A 21,468-nucleotide genomic window follows, 5' to 3' on the forward strand; every position below is an offset into this window, starting at 1 on the left:
ACCTAAAAAAAAGACTGAAAACAGTCTATTTGCCTGGAATAGAAAGATTGAAGTAAATCATCTTAAAGTGGCAACTTTTTCGATTTGTGAGGTGTCTAAACAGGACATCAACATCACTGGCAAACTTGAAAAAAGTGGGGAGGACAGCATGGCAGTTCAAATTTATTTTTTACTTTGTGTCTATGTCGCAAGTTACGTATGGGAAAAGATCAAGTATCAAGATCACCCTTAGGCCAAATCATGGGTAATTTGATTTGCAACCATGCGCCCCCAAGCTCTGGATGATTGCGCGCCATAATTTCACCATGGTGTGATGCCACAATTTGTTGGACGATCGCCAGTCCTAAACCACTACCTTTACTGAAGTTGGACAACTTTGGCTGTCTGACTCGCGCTTGGTCGCCCCGATATAAACGTTCAAATACATAGGGCAAATCTTCAGCGATGAAACCTGTCCCTTGATCAATGACTTCGATGGTTGCAATGTTTATCCTGTCGTTGTGCTGCACTTTGACATGGATAGGATGCCCAAGGGGATTGTATTTGATCGCATTGTCAAACAGATTTAGAAAAACCTGCGTTAGGCGATCGCGATCGCCTTCCACTGTGAGACTATCATCGCCGACATAATGAAGGGTGATTTGCTTTTGGGCGGCGATCGGCACTAATTTTTCCCACACCTCATGGATAAGTAAAACCAAATCAAAGGTTTGTTGGCTCAGGACTTGGTGGGGGTGGGTCGCTAAGCGGCTGAGCTCGAGCCAATCTTGCACCAAATAGTAAAGGCGGTTGATTTCTCCTAGTAATTGTTGTGACCATTTTTGTTCTTGTCCCTGCAACCGAGGGGATAAGGTCTCTGTAATTAGGCGCATCGCCGTGAGTGGTGTGCGCAGCTCGTGGGTCAGGTCGGATAATAATTTTTCCTGGGCCTGTTTAACGATGTATAAGGATTCTTCATCTTCTAGAAACACACCCACATCGCCGGATCCCATCGGTAAGGTGGATCCCCGTAGATGTACAGAATTCCCTTGGCTATCGGCGCGGGTTTGGGCATCATGGCTGGGATGAAATTCCCAAGAGCGTGTTTGGGACAATTGATTGGCGCGTGTTTGTTCGATCAGTCGATCTAGCTCATAGGATCTCACCAACTCTAGTAATAATCGTACTTCTCCGGGCTGCCAACGGTTGAGGTGGAGCAGCTCACGGGCTTTTTCATTGCACCACAGGAGTTGATTGTCGCTATCAATGTGTAAATAACCGCAGGGAAAGGTATTAAAGATTTTGTAGCATTGGTCAATTTCTTTTTGCAGATCTTGCTTTTCGAGATAAAGGTTTTTTAGTTCACGCCGCACCGAAGATAAAGGGGCAAAGGAGGTCGCTTCGGCGGGACGGTCGCTATAGGAATACAGCATTCGTTTCACTTGTTGTTGTTGACGTAGCTGCCAGGCACAACAAATGACACAAGCGGAACTTAACCCAATTAGTAGTGCAATCCAAAACATAGTTTTAGCAGCAGGCGATCGCCGACACAGTAGGATTTAAGTTCATAAAAAAAGTCTGTAGGGATAAATGGTATTACTATAGGGGCTAAAAAAACTGGCCACTTCCGTAATGGACTTTACCCTGTTTTCACAACAACTCCTCAACGGGTTATCGATTGGCAGTGTCTATGCCATCTTTGCCCTTGGTTATACCTTAGTTTTTTCCATCTTGGGCATCATTAATTTTGCCCATGGCGCGATTTTCACCCTTGGTGCTTATTTTACGTATTTATTCGCCGGGGGGAAATTTGGGTTCAATGGCGTTTTGGCTAATGCTCAGCTACCTTTTGCGCTGCCCTTTTGGTTCGCTTTAATTTGTGGCTGTTTGATTGCCGGGTTGACCTCGGTTTGTTTGGAGTGGCTTGCTTTTCGACCGCTGCGCCAGCGGGGGGCTGATTCTTTACTCTGTCTTGTGTCTAGTCTCGGTGTCGCGGTTGTTATCGTCAATGGTATTCAAGTTTTAGTTGGTGCTGAAATTTATACGTTTCCGGCTGATATTTATGGCAACATTCCTGCATCTATTAATTTTGGTTCGACTGAAAATCCCATTTTGATCCGCACAGTGCAGGTGATTATTTTTGGGGTTTCGGCGATCGCCGTGGCGATACTCACCTATGGTATGACCCAAACAAAAATGGGTAAAGCGGTGCAGGCGGTAGCTGAGGATGGTGTGACTGCTAGCTTATTGGGAATTAATACCGAACGGGTGATTCAGCTTACTTTTTTCGTCAGTGGCTGTTTAGCGGGTTTAGCGGGAACTTTAGTTGGCTCTAGTGTCAGTATTGCGGGGCCTTATTTCGGCATTACCTATGGTTTGAAAGGGCTTGGGGTCATTGTTCTCGGTGGCTTGGGTAATATTCCGGGCGCTGTGCTGGGCGGGCTACTCATTGGTTTGGCTGAAGCGTTTATTCCGGGAGATTTTTCGGGATATAAGGAGGCGATCGCCTTTGCTTTGCTATTTGGGATGCTGCTCATCCGTCCTCAGGGTTTACTTGGGAAAAAGACCATTCAGAAAGTTTAATGCAGACATTCAGGTATCAGTGAACAGTGAACAGTGAACAGTGAACAGTGATTAGTTGAGGAGCGCAATGGCGGCATTTTTGAGTACTTATGGCTATTTGATTGTTTCGATGTTGCTGGGGGCAATGCTGGGGATGTCGGTCTATTTGCCGTTGATGACGGGGCAACTATCGCTGGCTACGCCGGGATTTTATGCCTTGGGTGGTTACATTGCGGCTGTGCTTTCAACGACGGTTATTTCTTTTGAGGGGATATGGTTTCCGTTACCATGGCTCTTTGTAGAAATGGTGATTGCGGGTGTCGCCTCAGGTCTGTTAGCAGTAGTTCTTGGTATTCCGGTGTTGCGGTTGCGGGGCATTTATTTGGCGATCGCCACCATTGCCTTTGTTGAAATTTTGCGGGTCTTATCTCTCAATTTAGAAATTACTGGCGGCGCGGTGGGTATTTTTGCTATTCCCCAACCCTTTGGTAGCCCGCTGGGGTATCTTTGGGTCGTTTTGCCGTTACTGGTTCTTGTGGGAATTTTGGTGTGGCGACTGGAAAATACTAAGGTTGGACGTGCTTTTAATGCAATTCGCGAAGATGAGTTGGCCGCGAATGCCATGGGGATTAATCCCACCTATTACAAGGTTCTGTCTTTTGTTTTAGGGGCAATTTTGGCGGGGGTTGTCGGGGCGATCGCCGCCCATTTTCTCAATACATGGAATGCTCGCCAAGGAACGTTCGATGCCAGTATTACCTATCTTGCTTTTGTGCTGATCGGTGGCTCCCGCAGTTTTCTCGGGCCCATTTTAGGCGGCATTATCCTTACAGCCCTACCGGAAATTTTGCGGGGTTTAGGAGACGCTCGGCTCATTTTTTTCGGTTTATTACTTGTCCTCGGCACAATTTTCTATCCCCAAGGTCTCATTACGCCCGAACTTCTGCGCCGTTGGTTGCCCGCTAGATTCCGCTCAAAAATTTAAATTTATCACGATAAATCTGGTAGGGCGATCGCCTGTTTTAGCGCGTCAAAATTAGCACGATTTTGTTGAATCTTATAATGACGCAACAGCGGCACTAAACGCCCTCGATTGCAATGGGGAAATAACGGCTGTAAATATCGAGCCACAACACTCCCCCAAAACAATCCCTGCACCAAAGCTGTCACATTTTGCGGCCGGCGATCGCCACTCGCACCACTAAAATCCAGTAAAACAGGGTGATGTTTAGGCGTTACGATCACATCCTTGGTGATACATCTCATATCATCGCGATCTAAACCCATTTGATCAAGCCGAAAAGCTTGCTCAATTAAGTTATCTAGAACTTGATAAATAGAATGATGTTCTTTGTTGGCGATCGCTTTTTGTAACCAATCCAGAAAACTTTGCCCATCAATAAAATCCATTAAAATAAAATTCTGACTTCCTTGATAAACCCTAGGCGCAATGCCCCATTGATTGACCTGTCGCAGCACCTCAGCCTCAGATAGCAAACTCGCATTTTTACCATTAGTCCGCCGAATCTTTAGGGCAAATAATTGTTGATCCTTGATCACTAAAACCACCAAGCCAACATAACCTAACCCCAATATTTGCAATCCCCTCAGGGACTGTTTCCCCATCGATAACATTTTCTCAATACCAAAACTTTCCAGCTCTTGCCGCCTCGCCTGTCGTTCCATCTCAGAAATTTCGGGATAGCCTAAAAGTTGATTTTCCTGCTCTACATTTAAAGTGACTTGCCCAGTAACCAACCGGCGCATCAATACATTATTAAAATTTGCCGCCATCTAAATATGGCTCCGTTGAAATGTTCTTTTTCGTTAATTTGTTCATCATATTCTGTTGACAACGCTCAACATATAGCTGACTGACATAATCCTGAGGACAGCTATTTAAACATTGTTGAAACAGCTTTTTTGCCTTCATAAACTGCTTGAGACGATACAACACAAAAGCCTGCTCAAAGGTGACACGATTTGCTTTTTTGGTATTCGCAATGTCTGCTGGTTCAGCATCAAAAACTTCATACACACTGACCGCCACTGATTTTCCTGTAACGGTGACATTATCAATGAGGCGAATATAATAGCTGTCATGATTTTGGAGGCGCAAGAAAGTGTTATGGGAAATCAGTAGGGGCGTACGATAAATTTTTGTGAGGCGCTCTAAACGTGACGCTAAATTGACTGCATCACTAATCACAGTACTTTCCATATGTTGATCGCCACCGACTGTCCCGCAACGCATTAAACCAGAATTTAACCCTAAGCCAATGCGAATCGGCCGTCGATCAGGACGCTGGCGTGTTTTGTTATATTCCTCAAGGGTGCGCAACATGGCGATCGCCGCCCGGAGAGAATCATCAGCATGATCTGGGTGACTAAACAACGCCATAATCGCATCGCCAATATATTTATCAATAAAGCCTGCATGCTTGCTAATGGCCGGGTTCATGCGTGAGAGAAACGCATTAATAAACTTGAAATTATCCTCCGGGCTCATTTTTTCACTCAGTCCCGTAAAGCCCCGAATATCAGCAAACAAAACCGTCATTTCTTTCTGGACATTATCCCCTAGGCCAACATCAACAATGCTGTGCTTATCAAGTAGCTGCAAAAACTGTCGCGGTACAAAACGCTCATTGGCTTGGTTGAGCTGATAGAGCTGGTGAGTATATTGCTGCTTTTCTTGTTCTGCTTGCCGCCGCTCAGTAATATCCTGAAACGCAACGATGGCATACCTGACCAGACCTGCATCATTCAAAATTGGGGTTTCCCAAGCTTCAATGGGAATTTGCTGCTGATCGCGGTGGATTTCGACATTATCGTAGGTGCTACTTTGCTTACGTCGCAATGCTCGCTGTCCTAAACGCATATCTGGCTGACATAGCATCTGGGTTTCCGTTGACCGGAGTACATAGTCAGAAATCTGGGCGATCGCCACCTGATCATCCTTTTCCCCAACCAAAAGTAACTGCGCCTTACGGTTGAAATACACCAATGTACCCTGACCATCAAAAACCAAAATACCCACAGGAATAGCTTCCAAAAACTGATTCAAGCGTTCATTTGTTTCTTGGATTTCTGCCGTTAAACCAATATTTTCCGTTTTGAGACGATCATTGAGCTTGGAAATTTCCTCATTGGCCTGACCCAACTGAGTGATCATCTGCTCCACTTTATGCTTTTCTTTTTGCAACTCATGGAAACTATGCTGTGCCGAAATCTCCGCCATTTCCAACTGGGTTACTTGGGCATTAAACTCATCGTAAAGTAACTCAAACTCTTCCGTCATTTGGTTAAAGGCATCAGCTAAAACCCCGACTTCATCTTCTGTAATCTTGGGCGCTTTGAGTTGTAAATTCCCCTGGGCAACTTCAATCGCGGTGTCTTTAATGGCAAGGATTGGTTTCGTAATTAATCGCGCAATCACAAAGCTACCACCGACGGCAAGGGCAATGATGCCGCTTCCAAAGGCAATCACTTTCCAGACTAGTATTTTTAAGGGCTGTAAGGCATTTTGCTGATCTACCTCAACAAACAGCGCTAACTCATAATCAGGTAGCCAACGGTACAAACCAAAAACGGTTTCGCCAAGTAGATTTTGATAAACCTGCTGATCACTATTACCGGCGATCGCCCGTTGGATTTGAGCATTACTATTATTTTGCCAAGCCACAAGTAACGGGAAATCATCAGTTAAAAGATAACCATCCGTCGTCACAATGTAGTTAAAGCGAGCCTCCTCAGGATTATGGAACTGTAAAATCACCTTTGCCAGCTCAGAAGCCTTGAGACGGACAACCAAAACCCCAATAAACTCTTGAAATGACCCTTTAATGGGTTGACTAAAAATAAAATCGCCGTCGGTATGGCTAGGATACTGTAATGTCGGCTGGCGACGACCTTCTCTAAAAAAACTTTCGTTGTCGTAGCGATCGCCCACATTCTCTTGTTGCGTCGAAAACAGCACAGTACCCGTTTCCTCCTCAAGCACTGCCAATTCCTGAATCCCCGGTGTCGTGGTCATTTCCTGCTGCAATAGGAAAAATAACCCCCGTTGTGCCTCCTCTAGCTCCGCTGCCGTTGCCTGATTACCCTGCAACGTCCCGATAAACGAACGTAATTGGGGGTTTTGACTTAGGGCATCATAGTGATTTTCTTGATTTTCAAACCAAATATCGAGGGTCTGTTCCTGTAAATTTGCCGTCGTTTCCAGTCGCTCATAGATGGAGCTGCGTAGGGATTTCCGACTCTCCAACAGGGCGATCGCCCCCACCGCAGACACCGTTAATAATGATAGGGCTGAAAAATACCCTACCAACTTAAACGTCAAACTCCGCGCAAAAAACTTCATTCCCTACGGTGTAATGTGATGATGTGCAATGCCCATACCCTGACGAAGACAACAACCCAACAATGCGAAAACCTGACAAAAAGAACCACACAAATCCTAAAAAAAGAAGCTAGTCAGTAGGAGGCTAGCAGCGTAGTTCTATCATTACATTATCGCCAGAAATAATAGTTGATCCATAACTAACGTCATCATTATGCACAGAGAATTTGACACTATCAGTATAAACGTGAAATTTCTTCCGTAATTATAAATCTCAGCACCAAGGGATAACCACCAAAGCTTTTTTGTCGCAATTCATAAACATCGGTAGTCGATATGGGAGAATATAGCACTGCCCCTCGATACCAAGGAGTCCGAAAATAATGCAAGAAGCCGTGGGCGTAATTGAAACCCTAGGGTTCCCCGCCGTCCTCGCCGCCGCCGATGCCATGGTCAAAGCCGGCCGCGTCACCATCGTATTTTTTGACAAAGCAGAACGGGGTAACTTTATGGTGGTTATCCGTGGCACCACATCGGAAGTGCGCCCAGCCATGGAAGCCGGACTTCGGGCAGCAGAGGAAACCTTTGGCGGGAAAGTCATGACCCACTACACAGTACCCAATCCCCCCGATAATGTCGTCGCCATCCTGCCCCTAGAATACACAGAAGCCGCAAACCAATACCGAAGTTAGTTTTCTTACACAAAGGTCTTGGTATTTTTGCCAGATTAGTCAATAATATGTGCTTGGGTAAAGAACTAAACATTAATAAGTTTAACTAATACGTTCAATAAAGGAGACCCTGTATGCCCTCTCAGTCTGCGGTTGGATCACTCGAAACAAAAGGCTTTCCCGGAGTACTTGCCGCGGCGGATGCAATGGTAAAAGCTGGCCGCGTCACCCTTGTGGGTTATATTCGTGTTGGTAGTGCCCGTTTTAATATCAACATTCGAGGTAATGTTTCTGAGGTTAAAACAGCGATGGCCGCAGGTATCGAAGCTGTGGAAAAAGCGGAAGGTGGTGTTCTAGAAACATGGGTGATTATTCCCCGTCCCCATCCGAATGTTTGTGCGATTTTGCCCATTGACTATACACCGGAGGCGGAACCCTATCGGGAGCAAGCAGAAGGGCCAGCAGCATCCTAATGATGTTACGAAAATAAAGTTTTTATCTTGAGCATGTTTTCGATTCGAGCCCACAGTGATGGGCTTTTTTTATTGTGAAATGATGTAATAACCCGTAGCAAAGTCTAGGTTTTGTTTTTCAAATTTAATTGTGGTGATTTAAGGAAATAATCAAGATGGATCAAAGTCTCTTAACTCTGGCGCAGCAAACTCGCACAGCCGCTCAAAAACTGGGGGTCTTAGACCTCCCTAAGCGTAATGGGGCGTTAACGGCGATCGCCGCTGCCCTCGAAACCAATAAATCTCGCATTGTAGCGGCAAACCAAGCAGATTGTGCTGCGGCAGAAAAAGCAGGTATCGCCCCTGCACTCTACGCTCGACTCCAACTTGGTGAAAGCAAACTGGATGCGGCGATCGCCGGCATTCACGATCTCGCCAAACTAGGGGATCCCCTTGGTCATTTGCAGATCCACCGAGAATTAGATGAGGCCTTAGTGCTAAAGCGAGTCACTTGTCCCTTAGGAGTTTTGGGCATCATTTTTGAAGCACGTCCAGAAGCTTTAATTCAAATTACAAGTTTAGCCATTAAATCAGGGAATGGTGTCATCCTTAAAGGGGGAAAAGAAGCCCTGCAATCCTGCACTGTACTCACAGAAATCATTAAAGAAGCCCTCGAAAATACGGCAGTTTCTGCCGATGCCGTGACCCTTTTAACAACCCGAGAAGAAATTAAAACATTACTTTCTCTAGATAAATATGTTGATTTAATTATTCCTCGCGGCTCCAATTCTTTTGTGCAATATGTCCAGCAAAATACCAATATTCCAGTGCTCGGTCACGCCGATGGTATTTGCCATATTTATATTGATAAAGCTGCAGATCTTAGTAAGGCAATTCCCATTGTTGTCGATGCAAAAACCCATTATCCAGCAGCTTGTAATGCCATCGAAACATTGCTCGTTAATGCAGAAGTTGCAGCAGACTTTTTACCCCAAATTGCCTTGTCATTACAGGCAAAAAATGTTGAGCTCCGGGGCGATGCTGCGACTCAAAGTATTATCGAAGTCAAGGCCGCCACAGAAGAAGATTGGCAGACAGAATATAGTGATCTAGTGTTAGCCATCAAAGTTGTGAATAATCTAGAGGCGGCGATCGCCCATATCAATACCTACGGCTCGAAGCACACAGACGGCATCATTACCGAAGACCAAAGAGCCGCCCAAACATTTCTCAACGAAGTGAATGCAGCAGGTGTCTACCACAACTGTTCAACAAGGTTTGCAGACGGTTTTCGCTATGGTTTCGGAGCAGAAGTTGGCATTAGCACCCAAACATTACCGCCGCGAGGCCCAGTCGGTTTAGAAGGATTAGTCACCTACAAATATCACCTTGTGGGCAACGGTCAAATTGCCGCCACCTATACAGGGAATAACGCAAAACCTTTCACTCACCTTGATTTATAAAGTGACTTATCCCATCGATCTTAATAATTCCTGAAAAATATTGAACCTACCAGCAAACTATTGATCAACCCACTTGATCAACCCACTATTTAAACATTACTGATAATATTGACTAAAAACTTATTATCTCTCATCATTTGAGCAATGGGATGAGCCTCTTCAGAGTCCTTATGGGACAAATAATGCCAATCATCCCAAATCTTACTAGCCTGCTTTTGTAATTCTTGAGATAGGGCTTCCCTTCCTATCGCAAAATCAATATTTTCCAGAAATTTAACAATGTCATGCTTATCCTTTAGCAAACTCTTTTCATAAATATTATTAGCATTGGCATCATCAATACTTCCCACTTTCTCCCTTAAACTTTCTAGTGCAATCTTCAACCCTTTAAAGTCATCTTCTAACATCAAAAACATAGCGTCACTAACCGCCGGCAAAGATTTGCCAAGACCATATAGACTTTCCGAGATAATTCGAGTGAAGCCAAGATAAATTGAACTTTTTAGTGCTTTAGCGAAGTTTTGAATAGCAGCATCATAATCTTGATCAATTAAAAAAGACTTTTCCGCATAGCCGATATAAACCTCTGCCATTACTGATTGCCGATATTCTTCACTCACTGATTGACGAAGTTCATCCTCAAAATCCGGTTCAATAGATAGACGAATGATTTGTTCTGCCAACTGGATAAATTTCATCGCATTAGAGCCATCACCGATTTTGCTATAGGTTCGGCTCACATTTACTAGCCAATGGGATAGTCTTTTTTTATGACCAATCCTTGCACAACAGTGAGCAGCACTTAGAAGGTTATCAATAGCATGGTTCATCACTTCAAAGCTACCTTGGTCAAATCTCATACTCAACCGACCTGCCCTCCCAAAAATTTCAGCGGCGATCGCATAAATATCGACACTATTACTTTCTTGAAAATGACCATATTCTGGGTGATCATGTTCGAGATATTTTTGCATCCTCAGTAACCAATCACTATGATCTTTTAACCATTGATCAGGATTTTTTAGAAATTCTTGATCTCCTGAAAAAAACTTAAAAACCGTTAGTTCAATTTCATACAAAATATTCACTAAATCATTATCTTGGATCTCCGACTTTGACCGTTCTAAATCTACAAGATATCGATGTGACCTTTGAATATTTCCCTGTACATGAAAAGCTCTCGCTAACATCCAGTATGCTAGGCATTCAAAATAGCAAACTCTCTTTTTGAAAAAATCATAAAACGTTGCATTTTTATATTTAAACTTGATTTTTTGAATACGAATTAAGACATCTTTTAAAGTGACAACAACGCCGATACCCGCAAATTGATAACCTCCTAATGCCTTCCTCGATTTATCAATAATAGTGTGAACAATATTCACCTCAGCACAACAACTTTTGTAGCTTTCTGGGCTATCGTAATTTAGTAAAGCTTTCGTACTATTGACAAGTCCTACTTGCATTTTTTCTTGGAGTAAATCCCCTAACCAGTCCCTTGCCGAATTTAAAGTTGCCTGAATAACCCCTTTGATTGTGTTGTTGTCAATCCAGGTACTTTTGTAGAGTTTTTCGTCGCGTTCTAGATCAATCAGAACACTTGAAGCTTTCACTAGGCAAGACGTATTTGCCCCTAAGGTTTCCACAGTCGTAGAACTAGACCGAAGATTACGTTTGCTCGCATAACCCATGCCACTACTAATCGCAGCAAAAGCATTTTTTAAATGCGTATTATCAGAAATATGACAGAAGTAAATCGTTTGATTTGACAATGATTCATTGACTCTCACTTGAACCAAGGCTTTTGTGACTGGTGGGATTTCTAATTTGTTGTCTTTGATATTGTCAAATGCTGAGCGTAGAGAATTTCTAATTTCAGACTCTGTACGCTTGCTAATACGAATAAATTCTCTATTTAGTTCTAAATCTGCAATTTCGTCAGTAATAGAAAAGCTAATATCTTCAAAGGAAAAGGAGACAACTTGCAGCATTAAAGATATCAACAATTCCTCTTGTTTTGGATTCGTTAATTTTTCTGCTTCTTTAGCTAGACATTGATAAACGTTGTCTATTTCATAATCAGAGAAAGAGCTTTTCCCAAACAAACGAAATTTATTAACTTCTTCTTTTAGCTGTGATTCAAGGTCTAATGAGATTTCGTCTAGATCAGGGTGATCAGCTAGCCATTGATCAAAAGCTTGCATCTCTGACCATGACCTTTCTGTTTTTTTTCGATTACTATGTTGCTCTGTTGTGGTGGGAAGGGGGATATGAGAGTCAGGCAAGTAGCCTGCTGCCATTAATAAGGCAGTATAGCCGCTTTGTCTAAGATTTAGCCGATTTTTATGTGCTAATTCGGATAAGTGACTTTTTTTGGCAATATTTTCGGCATCGGTTAAATAGTGCCACAGCGAGACAAGGTTTGATCTGCCGATTGGCAATGTCTGCTTTTTGTTATTGAGAAATTGGGATAGGGGCTGCCGACTAATTGATAAGCCTGCTTTGAGCTCTATATCTGTAGCGCTGAGCTCTTTTTTATAGGAAATGAGTTGGTGACGCAATTGCTCCCAATATGGAGCTTCTTCTGTTTCAAAAAAATTCATAAGTTATGACTTGCTACAAGATTGTCAAGAAATCATCATCAAAATCTTTGATTGTCTATTTTTTATGCACTATTGGCCAGTTTTGTCTATTTTGTGGGCTGTATAATTTATTTAGCAAAGAAACAACAAGATACGCTTGTCTGGTTTGTAAAGCCAAATGTGTTCATAGAGTAACTGCTCTTTTTCTGGATTGCAACTGTTTATGGTTTAGGCACAGATTAAATTTGACTATGCTTTGACCATTGAAAGCTCAAGTTGTTATTTGCTGTGCTTTTCAAAGGGATATTATCTCGTTTCTGAGTGTGTAACAAAAAATCAAGCGATCAGTTTGTGCTTGTTTTTCCCGAGGCACATTGACCAAAGGTTAAGTACATAGGAGTGTTCGTCATGAGCCATCGCCAATATCAGTCTAAAATCGCGCGAGTTGTACGAGCTTGCGACCAAGATGACTTCCCGTATTTTGTCAGGGTACAAGGGCGGCGTATTCCAGCGGTGCCTTACTATCGTGGCAGTGGTGCTTTTATACATGTGGGTGATCGGGTCGTAATCTTAGGTTGCTATGGAATTGCGGTTGAGATTGCGCCAATAGATAATGACGCGTTTTATACGCCTTTTCATACATATACGGCGTAGTACAGGACTTTGCTGGGTGTTGTGGGCTGGGGGCTAGTCTGGTTACTGGTTTTTGTTATGGAAAAGAGCGGCTGGGCTTGTTCGCAATTGCCACAAGTGAGGTTTAGGGTTAAATTGTGGCCACCTATGCGGGAAGTAAGGTTTTGTCGTATCTCTGTAGCTATTGTGTCTGGGGAGCTAACTGGTTGGCTATGATGATTTTGTCGGGGCGATCGGGATAACTTGCTGATTGATGGCCTAGCTAAAAGTATGAAATTTTTCTAAATGACCAATGTCGAATTGGCGATCGCCCCCACATTATTACCCTGAGTGCTAACGCAATGGGTGAACAGATTAAAGAAGCTCGCGAGGCTGGTATAGACGACTTTGCCAGTAAACCGATCAAAGCCCAACTCTTTATGGAAGGTCTCGTTAAATGTCGAGCCTTATCCTCCAAACAACCGAAGATATTAAATGAGCAATGTCTAAAAAATATCTGAGCTGGAGAACATAACCCAAGCCTAAAAAATAAAAACAGCCCCCTAAAACTTTAGGAAACTGTTTATTATCTAACTCATATTAAAGTTGAAACTTTTACCTAGCAGAGGTTAAGCCGGTTTTAACAGGTCACCCCACTAGATTTGATTTAATTTATAACGACCATAACGCGTACATCAAAGAGAAACCGGAACCGCCTTAGCATCCCAAATTTCACGAACATACTCATCAATAGTGCGATCAGAAGAGAATTTACCCACCCGCGCCGCATTGAGGATCGACATTCTCGTCCACTTATCTTGATCCTGATAGGCCGCAGAGACCTTCTCTTGGCACTGAACATAAGACGCAAAATCAGCGAGCAACACATACTGATCGCTGTGAAGAAGAGAATCCACAATCGGCTTAAACATCTCCGTATCACCATGGGAGAAATCACCGCGAGCAATACGATCAATGACCTCTTTCAGTTCGCTATTGGTTTGGTAATAATGCATGGAATTATAGCCACTAGCCTTAAGGCTATAGACTTCATCGGCTGTCATCCCAAATAAGAAGAAATTATCCGCACCAACTTCTTCTCGGATCTCGATATTTGCGCCATCCAGCGTACCGATTGTGAGTGCTCCGTTCATCGCAAATTTCATGTTGCCTGTACCGGAAGCTTCCTTGCCCGCCGTTGAAATTTGCTCAGACAGGTTTGCTGCTGGGTAGATCTTTTGACCAAGGGAAACATTAAAGTTTTCTAGGAAAATCACCTTAAGACGACTACCGCACTGGGGATCGTTGTTGACGACTTCCGCCACGGCATTAACCAGCTTAATGATTAATTTCGCCATGAAGTAACCGGGCGCAGCTTTACCACCAAAGATCATTGTGCGGGGCACCATTTCAATGCTGGGGTTAGATTTGATGCGGTTGTAAAGGGTGATGATGTACAGCACATCGAGTAACTGACGTTTGTACTCATGGATCCGCTTCACTTGAATGTCGAAGATCGAGTTGGGATCAACTTCAACGCCATTTTTTTGTTTAATGTACTCAGCCAATTTCACTTTATTGGCATATTTAATGGCGGCCCATTCTTTACGAAATTCTGGATCATCGATGAATTCTTCAATCTTTTGTACTTGCTCAAGATTTTTGATCCACTGATCCCCGATTTTGCTGGAAATTAATGCTGTTAGTTTGGGGTTACATTGACGAATCCAGCGGCGAGGCGTAACACCATTTGTTTTATTAAAGAATTTCTCTGGCCAAATGCGGGCAAAGCCTTGCAGGGTGTCGGACTTTAGTAATTCTGTATGGAGGGCGGCAACACCGTTAATGGCATGGCTACCGATACAAGCTAAGTTCGCCATGCGAATGGACTTTTGGGGAAACTCTTCAATAATCGAGAGCTCGCTAATGAGTTTTTCTAGGTCTCCTTCGCCGGAATACCAGGTTTTTAGGTTTTCGATGAAGCGGAAATTGATTTCGTAGATGATCTCTAGATGGCGGGGCAATAGGTGCTCAAACATCTCGACGGGCCAACGCTCTAGTGCTTCTGGCATCAGGGTGTGGTTGGTGTATGCCAAGGTTTTCTGGGTGATAAACCAAGCGCGCTCCCATGGCACGTTGTGCTCATCGACGAAGAGTCTCATCAACTCGGCAACGGCGATCGCCGGGTGGGTGTCATTAAGCTGAACCGTATAGAAATCAAAAAAATTATCGAGGGTCGGCTGCTTCTTTAGGTGAGAGCGAATCATGTCTTGCAAGGAAGCAGACACAAAGAAAAACTGCTGCTCAAGGCGCAACTGACGACCTTGGGGAGTATTGTCGTTGGGGTAAAGAACCTTAGAAATATTCTCCGAAGAGATTTGGCTAGCGACCGCCCCGTCATAATCACCAGCATTAAAGGCTTCAAAGTCAAACCCTTCATCCTCAGAAGCAGAGGCACTCCATAGGCGCAAAACATTGACAGTATTGTTGTTGTAGCCGGGCACAGGGGTATCGTAGGGTAACGCCTTGACGCGGCGATTCGGCACCCAGACAGTACAAGGGTGTCCCTTTTCACTGTGGTACATCTCTGTGTGACCACCGAAGGGAATCTCTAGGGCATCGTTCTGGCGACAAATTTCCCAAGGGTTACCGTTGCGCAACCACTTATCGGGAACCTCTACTTGCCACCCGTTGCGAATATATTGATGGAAAATGCCAAATTCGTAGCGAATCCCATAGCCAATGGCCGGCACTTCTAAGCAGGCAAGGGAATCCAGAAAACAAGCTGCCAAACGACCTAAGCCGCCATTTCCGAGGCCGGGATCAACTTCTTCTTCTAGGACATCTTCAAGTTTAATGCCGTTATCAGCCAACATCTCTGCGACGGTTTCGTAGATACCGAGGCTAATCATATTGTTGCCTAGGTAACGACCCATCAAAAATTCTGCGGAGAGATAACAAACGGTTTTTGCTGCCTCTGCGATATAGGTTTCTTCTGTTTTTTTCCAGCGCTGCAACAGGCGATCGCGAACAACATTGGATAAAGCAACATAATAATCCCTTAACTTCGCATCAGCTTTGTCGGTACCTGCCGAATAAAAGAGATGCTCAAAAAAGGCTCGACTCAGGCTTTCTTTGTCCATGCCTGTGCGTTCGCCACTAACCTGTAAGCTCCCAACTGAAAGGGAGTTTTTGCTAGAGGCGGGAGAGGGTTGAGTTTGCACGATAAATTATTACTCCTAACGTAACTAATGGCGTTTAAAATGCTCAGAAAAATCCCCTTATTTTTGCTGAGACGGTAAGCATAATCTAGAGCTTCCCTATAATAGTTGGAAGACAATAAAGTGATTATTTAAGCAATAAAGATTGAGACCCCATTAAAAGCAATCACAATGCTATTTTGCTATCTGTTCAACTAATTCTGTAAAAGAATGGTTAATGGAACATGACATTATCAAGACCCATGGGTTTCTGTGATGAAATATGGTGAGGTTAGAAACTTTGAAAACCGGATTATTGTTCCACTTTAGTCAACAACCCACCATCCAAAACCGGGGCCAATAATTCGAACAGTCACCCAGACGGCGACCATAATACCGATACCAATCCAAGCTCCTTTTGTTGTGAGATTGTAAGCCTGCTCTACTTGGGTTTTCGTGAGGGGCAACCAAGGGTAAAGACGTTCTTCTTTACCGTAGTTATCCCCAAGGTTCTTCTTTCGGCGTTTAGCTTCTCCCATTATGTGTCCCTTTGACTTTATATGAAAAGTATTAATGCGCTAACCTTGATCTGATCAGTCATCGCCATAGTATCAAACCGACTAGCCGGCGATCGCCGCACCGATGATAGAGAATTTTTCCATCCATAGCAATCAATAGGATGAGCACCCTAGTCAATTAGCGCATTCATCAACACCTCAGTTAGGGACATTTCACTCATCTCATCGATAGTAATAGTATCGACAATGTCAAACTTTGCCCCAGCCTGTTCCAGCTGATCATCAAGCGCCTTCAAATAAGCCGTGGCCTTCCGATCCCGACCCACTTGAATGAGAGAAATACCGATTTCTTCGTCGCGGTCAATTTTGTTTGTCGCATCGATAATGACCCGCATTACAGCCTTGCAATCATCTGGTTCACCGTCAGTGACAACAAGAAAAGTTTCACCATTGGGCTTTGCTTCCCCCGTTGATTTCCGTGTGAAATAGTTGTCTAGCGCATCCTGTAAAACCGAAGCAAGATCAGTCCGACCCATCGGATCATTTTCTGCATAGACCTGTATGACCTTATCAGAGGTGACGTTGTCATAACGGCGGAATCGACCAGAAAACAGATAGACAGTAATGCCATCTGGGTCAATTTTTTCACAAGTGCGAGCCAAGGCTAAGGTTGACTCCTGTGCTGCCTCCCAACGTGTTTTATTTTCTACAGGCAAATCACTGGTGTACATACTGCCACTTTTATCAATGATGAGCGTGTAGTCTCGGTTTTCGACTAAAGATGCTTCTGCCATAGTCTGTCTCCACAGCATCTGAGCGTTTTTCTGCTTTACAGGATATCGAATTTATCTAGAAAATTCTGCTTTTTAAGGCCACATTGCACAAAACTTTTTCATGGTTTGACAATGGTTTGAAAAAGTTTGATTTTTTGTTAATTGATATTGCAGTTCTTTCTATTTCCCACCTCCCATCGTCTACAACCGAAACAACATCCGTGCACTTTAATTGATATTTTTTTGAAAATCTAGAAAAAACATTATGGATAACGACGCAATGAAGTACAGAATGATCTGCACACTTACATTTGGGGATATCTATGGACAAATTATTGTCTGGTTAATTGTAATCTTCCTAAGTCTTGCTTCAACTTTGGCGCTTTGGAGTGCGACACGTCAGGTTTATGCCCTTGCGACGGTTGCCCTTGTCGTCATCCTATCTCTGCCATTCTTGCTTTTTGCTTTTGTTACGACTCTACTGAATCACATCGAATTTGTGCCTTTAGAGGCTAACGAAACATCGAGAACTTCTAATAAGCGCCAAAATCTTTCTGGAAAAACGGCTCCTTCTGCCACTTAATTTGGTCTGTTGCTTGCTGTTTTGTTGGTGTTGGGGATTTGTTGTTTAGCTTTTTTTAAGCTAAATCGCATTCAAAGCGCAATGGGCAAAGATTTATTTAACGTCAGTTATGGATAAGAATGTAGCCAAAATTCTTTAGAGAAAAGGAGACATGGAGAGGGAGAGACACGGGGAAGCAACGAAAATTTGCATTTTTTGAAAGCTAGTAGGATTGTTTGCATAGAAATATCTCCCGATCTCTCGCTCTCCCATTCACCGCGTCGTACTTCCGAGCATGCTTAAGCAAAACTCACGTTATTTAGCTTAAGATTTTTGTGGAGGCAACCTCAATGGTTGCTTTTTTTTTATTGAAATTGATCCTGCGGGAATGGGAATGATATTAGCTTAATAGAATGACCCAAATGGGTAGTGTAAAGGGTAATAGGCAAGTGCCTGTTGCTAGGGAGCAAACGGTTAATTCTTGATCGAGCTGGTAGGTTTCACTGACGATTAGTGTGGCAAAGGCTGGGGGCATCGCCATGGGGAGAATCAGGGCTAGGCAAATATTGCGGGGTACACCAAACAATGGCAACAACAAGGCAAAAAGCAATGGCACAAGCAGCATTTTGATAGCGAGGCTACTGCGAATTTCACTGATATTTGAATTGTTTTTGAGATTACTCAGACGCATCCCAATCAAAGCGATCGCCGTCATGATGACACCCCAAGCAATGAGGTGCAGGGCACGCTCAAGCAGTGGGGGAAAAACAACGGAACGCAGCGCTAACCCTAAAATCAAGCTCCAAATTGCGGGGTTGATGGCAGCTTGGATGAACATTTTTTTGAGAATATTTTTGAAAGAGGTTGCGTTGGTTTCACCGTAGTAGGCGGCTACCATCACCCCGATGCCGTAACCCCACAGTAGGCTACCAAGTAAATCGTAAAACAGCGCCCAACCAAACATGGATTCGCCGGCGATCGCCAAACTAATGGGAAAGCCGAGATAGCCGGTATTACCGATGGTGGAGGTGAGGAGAAAGCTACCACGGGCGGGTTTAGAAAGGTTGTGGGAAGTTAAGCGTAGCCACACCCAGGCGGAACCAAGACAAAGACCCATCGCTAACCACGCGACGGTGGGAGCGAGCCAGATGGAACTGCTTAAATCAATTTGCCGCACAAAGGCAAAAACGCTGATGGGCACACCTACCCAAAAGAGCCACTGTCCGATTTTCTTGGCGATCGCCTCGGAGGAGAATTTCCCGAAGAGCCAGCCTGCACCGATCCCCAGTCCGAGTTTGCCGTAAATTGTCGCCAGTTGCAGCAGAATAACGCCCATAAAATGTCGTTGTACAAATAGAATTGCTATGACGTTAACTTAAATCGGCGGGCGCTAGCTCTAGGGCTTGTTGGATAACAGGGAGCGGCACATCACAAAAGTATTGTTGTTGAAATTTTTCTTCTAAAAATGCCTTTTGAAAGTGATTGATTTTCTCGGGTTGATCTTGTTTTTTTACTACTTGAATACTGAGATTATCGTCAATTAATTCATAATCAAAACCGCAATTGATTAGGGCTTCTAGGGCTAATTTTAAGGGGCGATCGCCGCAATCTATCTTTTCCTGAACTGTTTCTAAGGGCACAATTTTTTTCGCTTTAACTAAATATTTGGCGATGCCAATGAGTACTTTAAAAGCCTCTTCTGGATCGGCGATCGCCGGAGTGTCGTAAGCCAAAGCTAAGGGTTTAGATTGTTTGAGGGAGCGTTGATAATTCAAGCGTAAATCCTGCCATGTCGCAGGGCAATTCTGCTGGACAATATATTGTTTTGTGCTCAGTTTAGGTTCAGATTTTTGGCGAAAGTCAACGAGATTATTGACGCTCCGATCTTGGGTCGTTTCGGAAGTTGGGGCGATCGCCAAGAGTCGTACTATTGCCTTTTGTTCTCTGGGGTTAATACTGACCATATCCAGCTCTACCACCAGATCGTAGCCGTTGCCTTGGGGAATCTCTTCGGGATGTTTGCCCCAACAAATCCCATCCACCTCGCCCGTATCATCCCACAATGCAAAATCAACTTTGTAATAGTTCAGCTTGCGGTTAAATTTGTCCCGCAGCTTGTGGAATTTTGTAACTTCTAAACCACAATTTTTTACTAAGAGTTTTGGCACAGGATTACCCATACCGCACGGTTCAAGGCACTTCAGTTCGCGAAATAGCTCTGTGCCCAATTGCCCGACGTTAACCACTAAATCCACATCAATTTGTGTTGTCGTTTGGCTGGCGCGATCGCCGAGCAATTGCCGCGCTTTTTGATTAATACCGAGTTTGAATAGCTCAAGATTTTCGGGCTTTAAACTGAGTCCTGCCGCAAAGGGGTGGCCGCCAAAACGGTGTAACAGATGGGCTTGGGAATGGACGAGCTCATACAAATCAATGCCCTGCACCGATCGCGCTGAACCTTTCCACAAATCTTGATCTCGGTCGTAGGTGAGTAAAATTGTTGGTCGTCCAAACTCTTGCGCCACTTGATTTGCCACTAAACCCAACACGCCCCCCTGCCATTGGCGATCGCCTAAAACGAGAACGCCAGTTGTTGAAAGATCGAAAGTTGCGGCTTGTTTTTTTGCCTGTTGCACCACAATATTTTGGATTTCTTTACGGCGAGTATTGGCAGATTCTGCTTGTTCGGCCAAGCGTTGGCAACGGCTCAAATCGCGGCTAGTGAGTAGCTCCACACAAAAACTCGCATCCCCGTGAATCCGACTCACTGCATTAATGCGGGGGCCAATGCCAAAGGAAATATCAGTGGGGCGATCGCCATTTTTCCGACAAGCTTGCAATAAAAACATGATGCCCGGATGGACACAGGTTTGGGGATTAAGCTGTTTTTGCAATTGACGAATACCCATTTGCGCCAAGTAACGGCAATCTCCTTTGAGGGCAACTAAATCCGCAATTAAACCAATCGCCACCAAGTCGAGCAGATTGGTGACGGGCTGCATCGGCACATCCGGCAAAGTTTCGTAGAGCGCTTCGACCAGTTTGTAGGCAACGGCAACGCCCGACAGGTGATACAGCGGGTGACTGTCGGCAAAATAGCGCGGGTTAATAATGGACAACACATCAGGGCGATCGCCGGGCAATGTGTGGTGATCGGTGACGATAATGTCGATGCCCAAGTCTTTGGCGTAGGCAATTTCAGCCAGATTGGTACTACCCGTATCGCAGGTGACGATGAGGGTTGCGCCCCATTTTTTGAGCTGATCAATACCTTGATTGTTTAAACCGTGGGATTCAGTTAATCGATTGGGAACATAATAGGTGAGCTGGGTATTTTGCGGAAAAAATTGCCCCAAACCTTCCCACAACACACTGGTTGCCGTTACGCCATCCGCATCAAAATCTCCCCAAATGGCAATCTTTTCGCCCTGTTCCCGCGCCTGCCCCAAACGTTGCATTGCCCATTTCATTTCCTGCCCGAAGTCAAACGGAGAGGTGGGTTGGTACAAATCTGGATTCAGAAAACCGATTAATTCTGCTTGATTATTTTCTGTAAAACCCCGTTGATAGAGGAGCTGAGAAACAAGGCGATCGCCGACACCATTGGTTAATTGCCGCACTTTATCGATAAACGAATCGGACAAATCAACAGGAGATGGTAATTGCCAAGTTGTCGAAGCCATAAAATTAGATTACGCGCACAAAATCGAGCCTTGTTTTAATTGTAGGGGCGTTTCGAGAAACGCCCTTTC

Annotated in this window: 16 protein-coding genes; 6 read left to right on the forward strand and 10 right to left on the reverse strand. The window is 44.2% G+C overall.

All coding sequences use genetic code 11. The features are described 5' to 3' along the window. Positions 1–209 precede the first annotated feature (209 nt). Positions 210–1,502 carry a sensor histidine kinase gene (locus NIES208_RS02125; protein WP_084176502.1) on the reverse strand — a complete coding sequence of 431 codons (1,293 nt, stop codon included), beginning with the start codon at positions 1,500–1,502 and terminating at the stop codon, positions 210–212. 109 nt (positions 1,503–1,611) lie between these two features. On the opposite strand from NIES208_RS02125, the gene NIES208_RS02130 reads away from it, so the two are divergent. Further along, positions 1,612–2,562: a branched-chain amino acid ABC transporter permease gene (locus tag NIES208_RS02130; protein WP_075889241.1), complete on the forward strand. Its 951-nt coding sequence runs from the start codon at positions 1,612–1,614 to the stop codon at positions 2,560–2,562. Positions 2,563–2,629: 67 nt separating this feature from the next. Then, a complete protein-coding gene (locus NIES208_RS02135; protein ID WP_075889243.1) occupies positions 2,630–3,526 on the forward strand; it encodes a branched-chain amino acid ABC transporter permease in 897 nt (298 codons plus the stop codon). 5 nt (positions 3,527–3,531) lie between these two features. On the opposite strand, the gene NIES208_RS02140 is transcribed toward NIES208_RS02135, so the two are convergent. Both NIES208_RS02140 and NIES208_RS02145 read right to left on the reverse strand, forming a co-directional pair. Next, positions 3,532–4,335, reverse strand: coding sequence for a phosphotransferase (locus tag NIES208_RS02140; RefSeq protein ID WP_084176503.1), 804 nt, complete (start codon positions 4,333–4,335; stop codon positions 3,532–3,534). After that, on the reverse strand, positions 4,319–6,904 hold the full coding sequence (locus tag NIES208_RS02145) for an adenylate/guanylate cyclase domain-containing protein (RefSeq protein WP_075889245.1): 2,586 nt from the start codon (positions 6,902–6,904) through the stop codon (positions 4,319–4,321). The genes NIES208_RS02140 and NIES208_RS02145 overlap by 17 nt, the downstream gene beginning before the upstream one ends. A 362-nt stretch (positions 6,905–7,266) precedes the next feature. Between NIES208_RS02145 and NIES208_RS02150 the strand changes: the two genes are divergently transcribed. The 3 genes from NIES208_RS02150 (at position 7,267) to proA (ending at position 9,469) form a co-directional block, all read left to right on the forward strand. Continuing rightward, positions 7,267–7,575, forward strand: coding sequence for a carbon dioxide-concentrating mechanism protein CcmK (locus NIES208_RS02150; protein ID WP_075889247.1), 309 nt, complete (start codon positions 7,267–7,269; stop codon positions 7,573–7,575). A gap of 113 nt (positions 7,576–7,688) precedes the next feature. Further along, a complete protein-coding gene (locus tag NIES208_RS02155) occupies positions 7,689–8,027 on the forward strand; it encodes a carbon dioxide-concentrating mechanism protein CcmK (RefSeq protein WP_075889249.1) in 339 nt (112 codons plus the stop codon). A 155-nt stretch (positions 8,028–8,182) separates the two neighbouring features. Next, positions 8,183–9,469, forward strand: coding sequence for a glutamate-5-semialdehyde dehydrogenase (gene proA / locus NIES208_RS02160; RefSeq protein WP_075889251.1), 1,287 nt, complete (start codon positions 8,183–8,185; stop codon positions 9,467–9,469). An 89-nt stretch (positions 9,470–9,558) separates the two neighbouring features. On the opposite strand, the gene NIES208_RS02165 is transcribed toward proA, so the two are convergent. The 5 genes from NIES208_RS02165 to NIES208_RS02180 form a co-directional block, all read right to left on the reverse strand. After that, positions 9,559–12,072, reverse strand: a complete 2,514-nt coding sequence (locus NIES208_RS02165) for a hypothetical protein (RefSeq protein ID WP_075889253.1) — start codon at positions 12,070–12,072, stop codon at positions 9,559–9,561. An 893-nt stretch (positions 12,073–12,965) separates the two neighbouring features. Beyond that, on the reverse strand, positions 12,966–13,097 hold the full coding sequence (locus tag NIES208_RS19575) for a hypothetical protein (protein ID WP_282956256.1): 132 nt from the start codon (positions 13,095–13,097) through the stop codon (positions 12,966–12,968). Positions 13,098–13,358: 261 nt separating this feature from the next. Beyond that, entirely contained in the window at positions 13,359–15,887 is a 2,529-nt protein-coding gene (locus tag NIES208_RS02170; RefSeq protein ID WP_075889255.1) for a glycogen/starch/alpha-glucan phosphorylase, read from the reverse strand. 302 nt (positions 15,888–16,189) lie between these two features. Next, entirely contained in the window at positions 16,190–16,402 is a 213-nt protein-coding gene (locus NIES208_RS02175; protein ID WP_075889257.1) for a DUF2839 domain-containing protein, read from the reverse strand. Between the two features lie 149 nt (positions 16,403–16,551). Next, complete coding sequence (locus tag NIES208_RS02180; RefSeq protein ID WP_075889259.1) at positions 16,552–17,175, reverse strand: vWA domain-containing protein; 624 nt, start codon at positions 17,173–17,175, stop codon at positions 16,552–16,554. A gap of 244 nt (positions 17,176–17,419) precedes the next feature. On the opposite strand from NIES208_RS02180, the gene NIES208_RS02185 reads away from it, so the two are divergent. Beyond that, the gene (locus NIES208_RS02185) at positions 17,420–17,737 is read left to right on the forward strand and encodes a hypothetical protein (RefSeq protein ID WP_075889261.1); all 318 of its coding nucleotides are present in this window, start codon (positions 17,420–17,422) and stop codon (positions 17,735–17,737) included. A gap of 379 nt (positions 17,738–18,116) precedes the next feature. Here the strand turns inward: NIES208_RS02185 and NIES208_RS02190 are convergent, their stop codons facing one another. Continuing rightward, the gene (locus tag NIES208_RS02190; RefSeq protein ID WP_075889263.1) at positions 18,117–19,052 is read right to left on the reverse strand and encodes an AEC family transporter; all 936 of its coding nucleotides are present in this window, start codon (positions 19,050–19,052) and stop codon (positions 18,117–18,119) included. A gap of 34 nt (positions 19,053–19,086) precedes the next feature. Next, positions 19,087–21,399 carry a single-stranded-DNA-specific exonuclease RecJ gene (gene recJ, locus NIES208_RS02195; protein ID WP_075889265.1) on the reverse strand — a complete coding sequence of 771 codons (2,313 nt, stop codon included), beginning with the start codon at positions 21,397–21,399 and terminating at the stop codon, positions 19,087–19,089. Positions 21,400–21,468 lie beyond the last annotated feature (69 nt).

Source organism: [Limnothrix rosea] IAM M-220, from assembly GCF_001904615.1.
Lineage (GTDB): Bacteria > Cyanobacteriota > Cyanobacteriia > Cyanobacteriales > MRBY01 > MRBY01.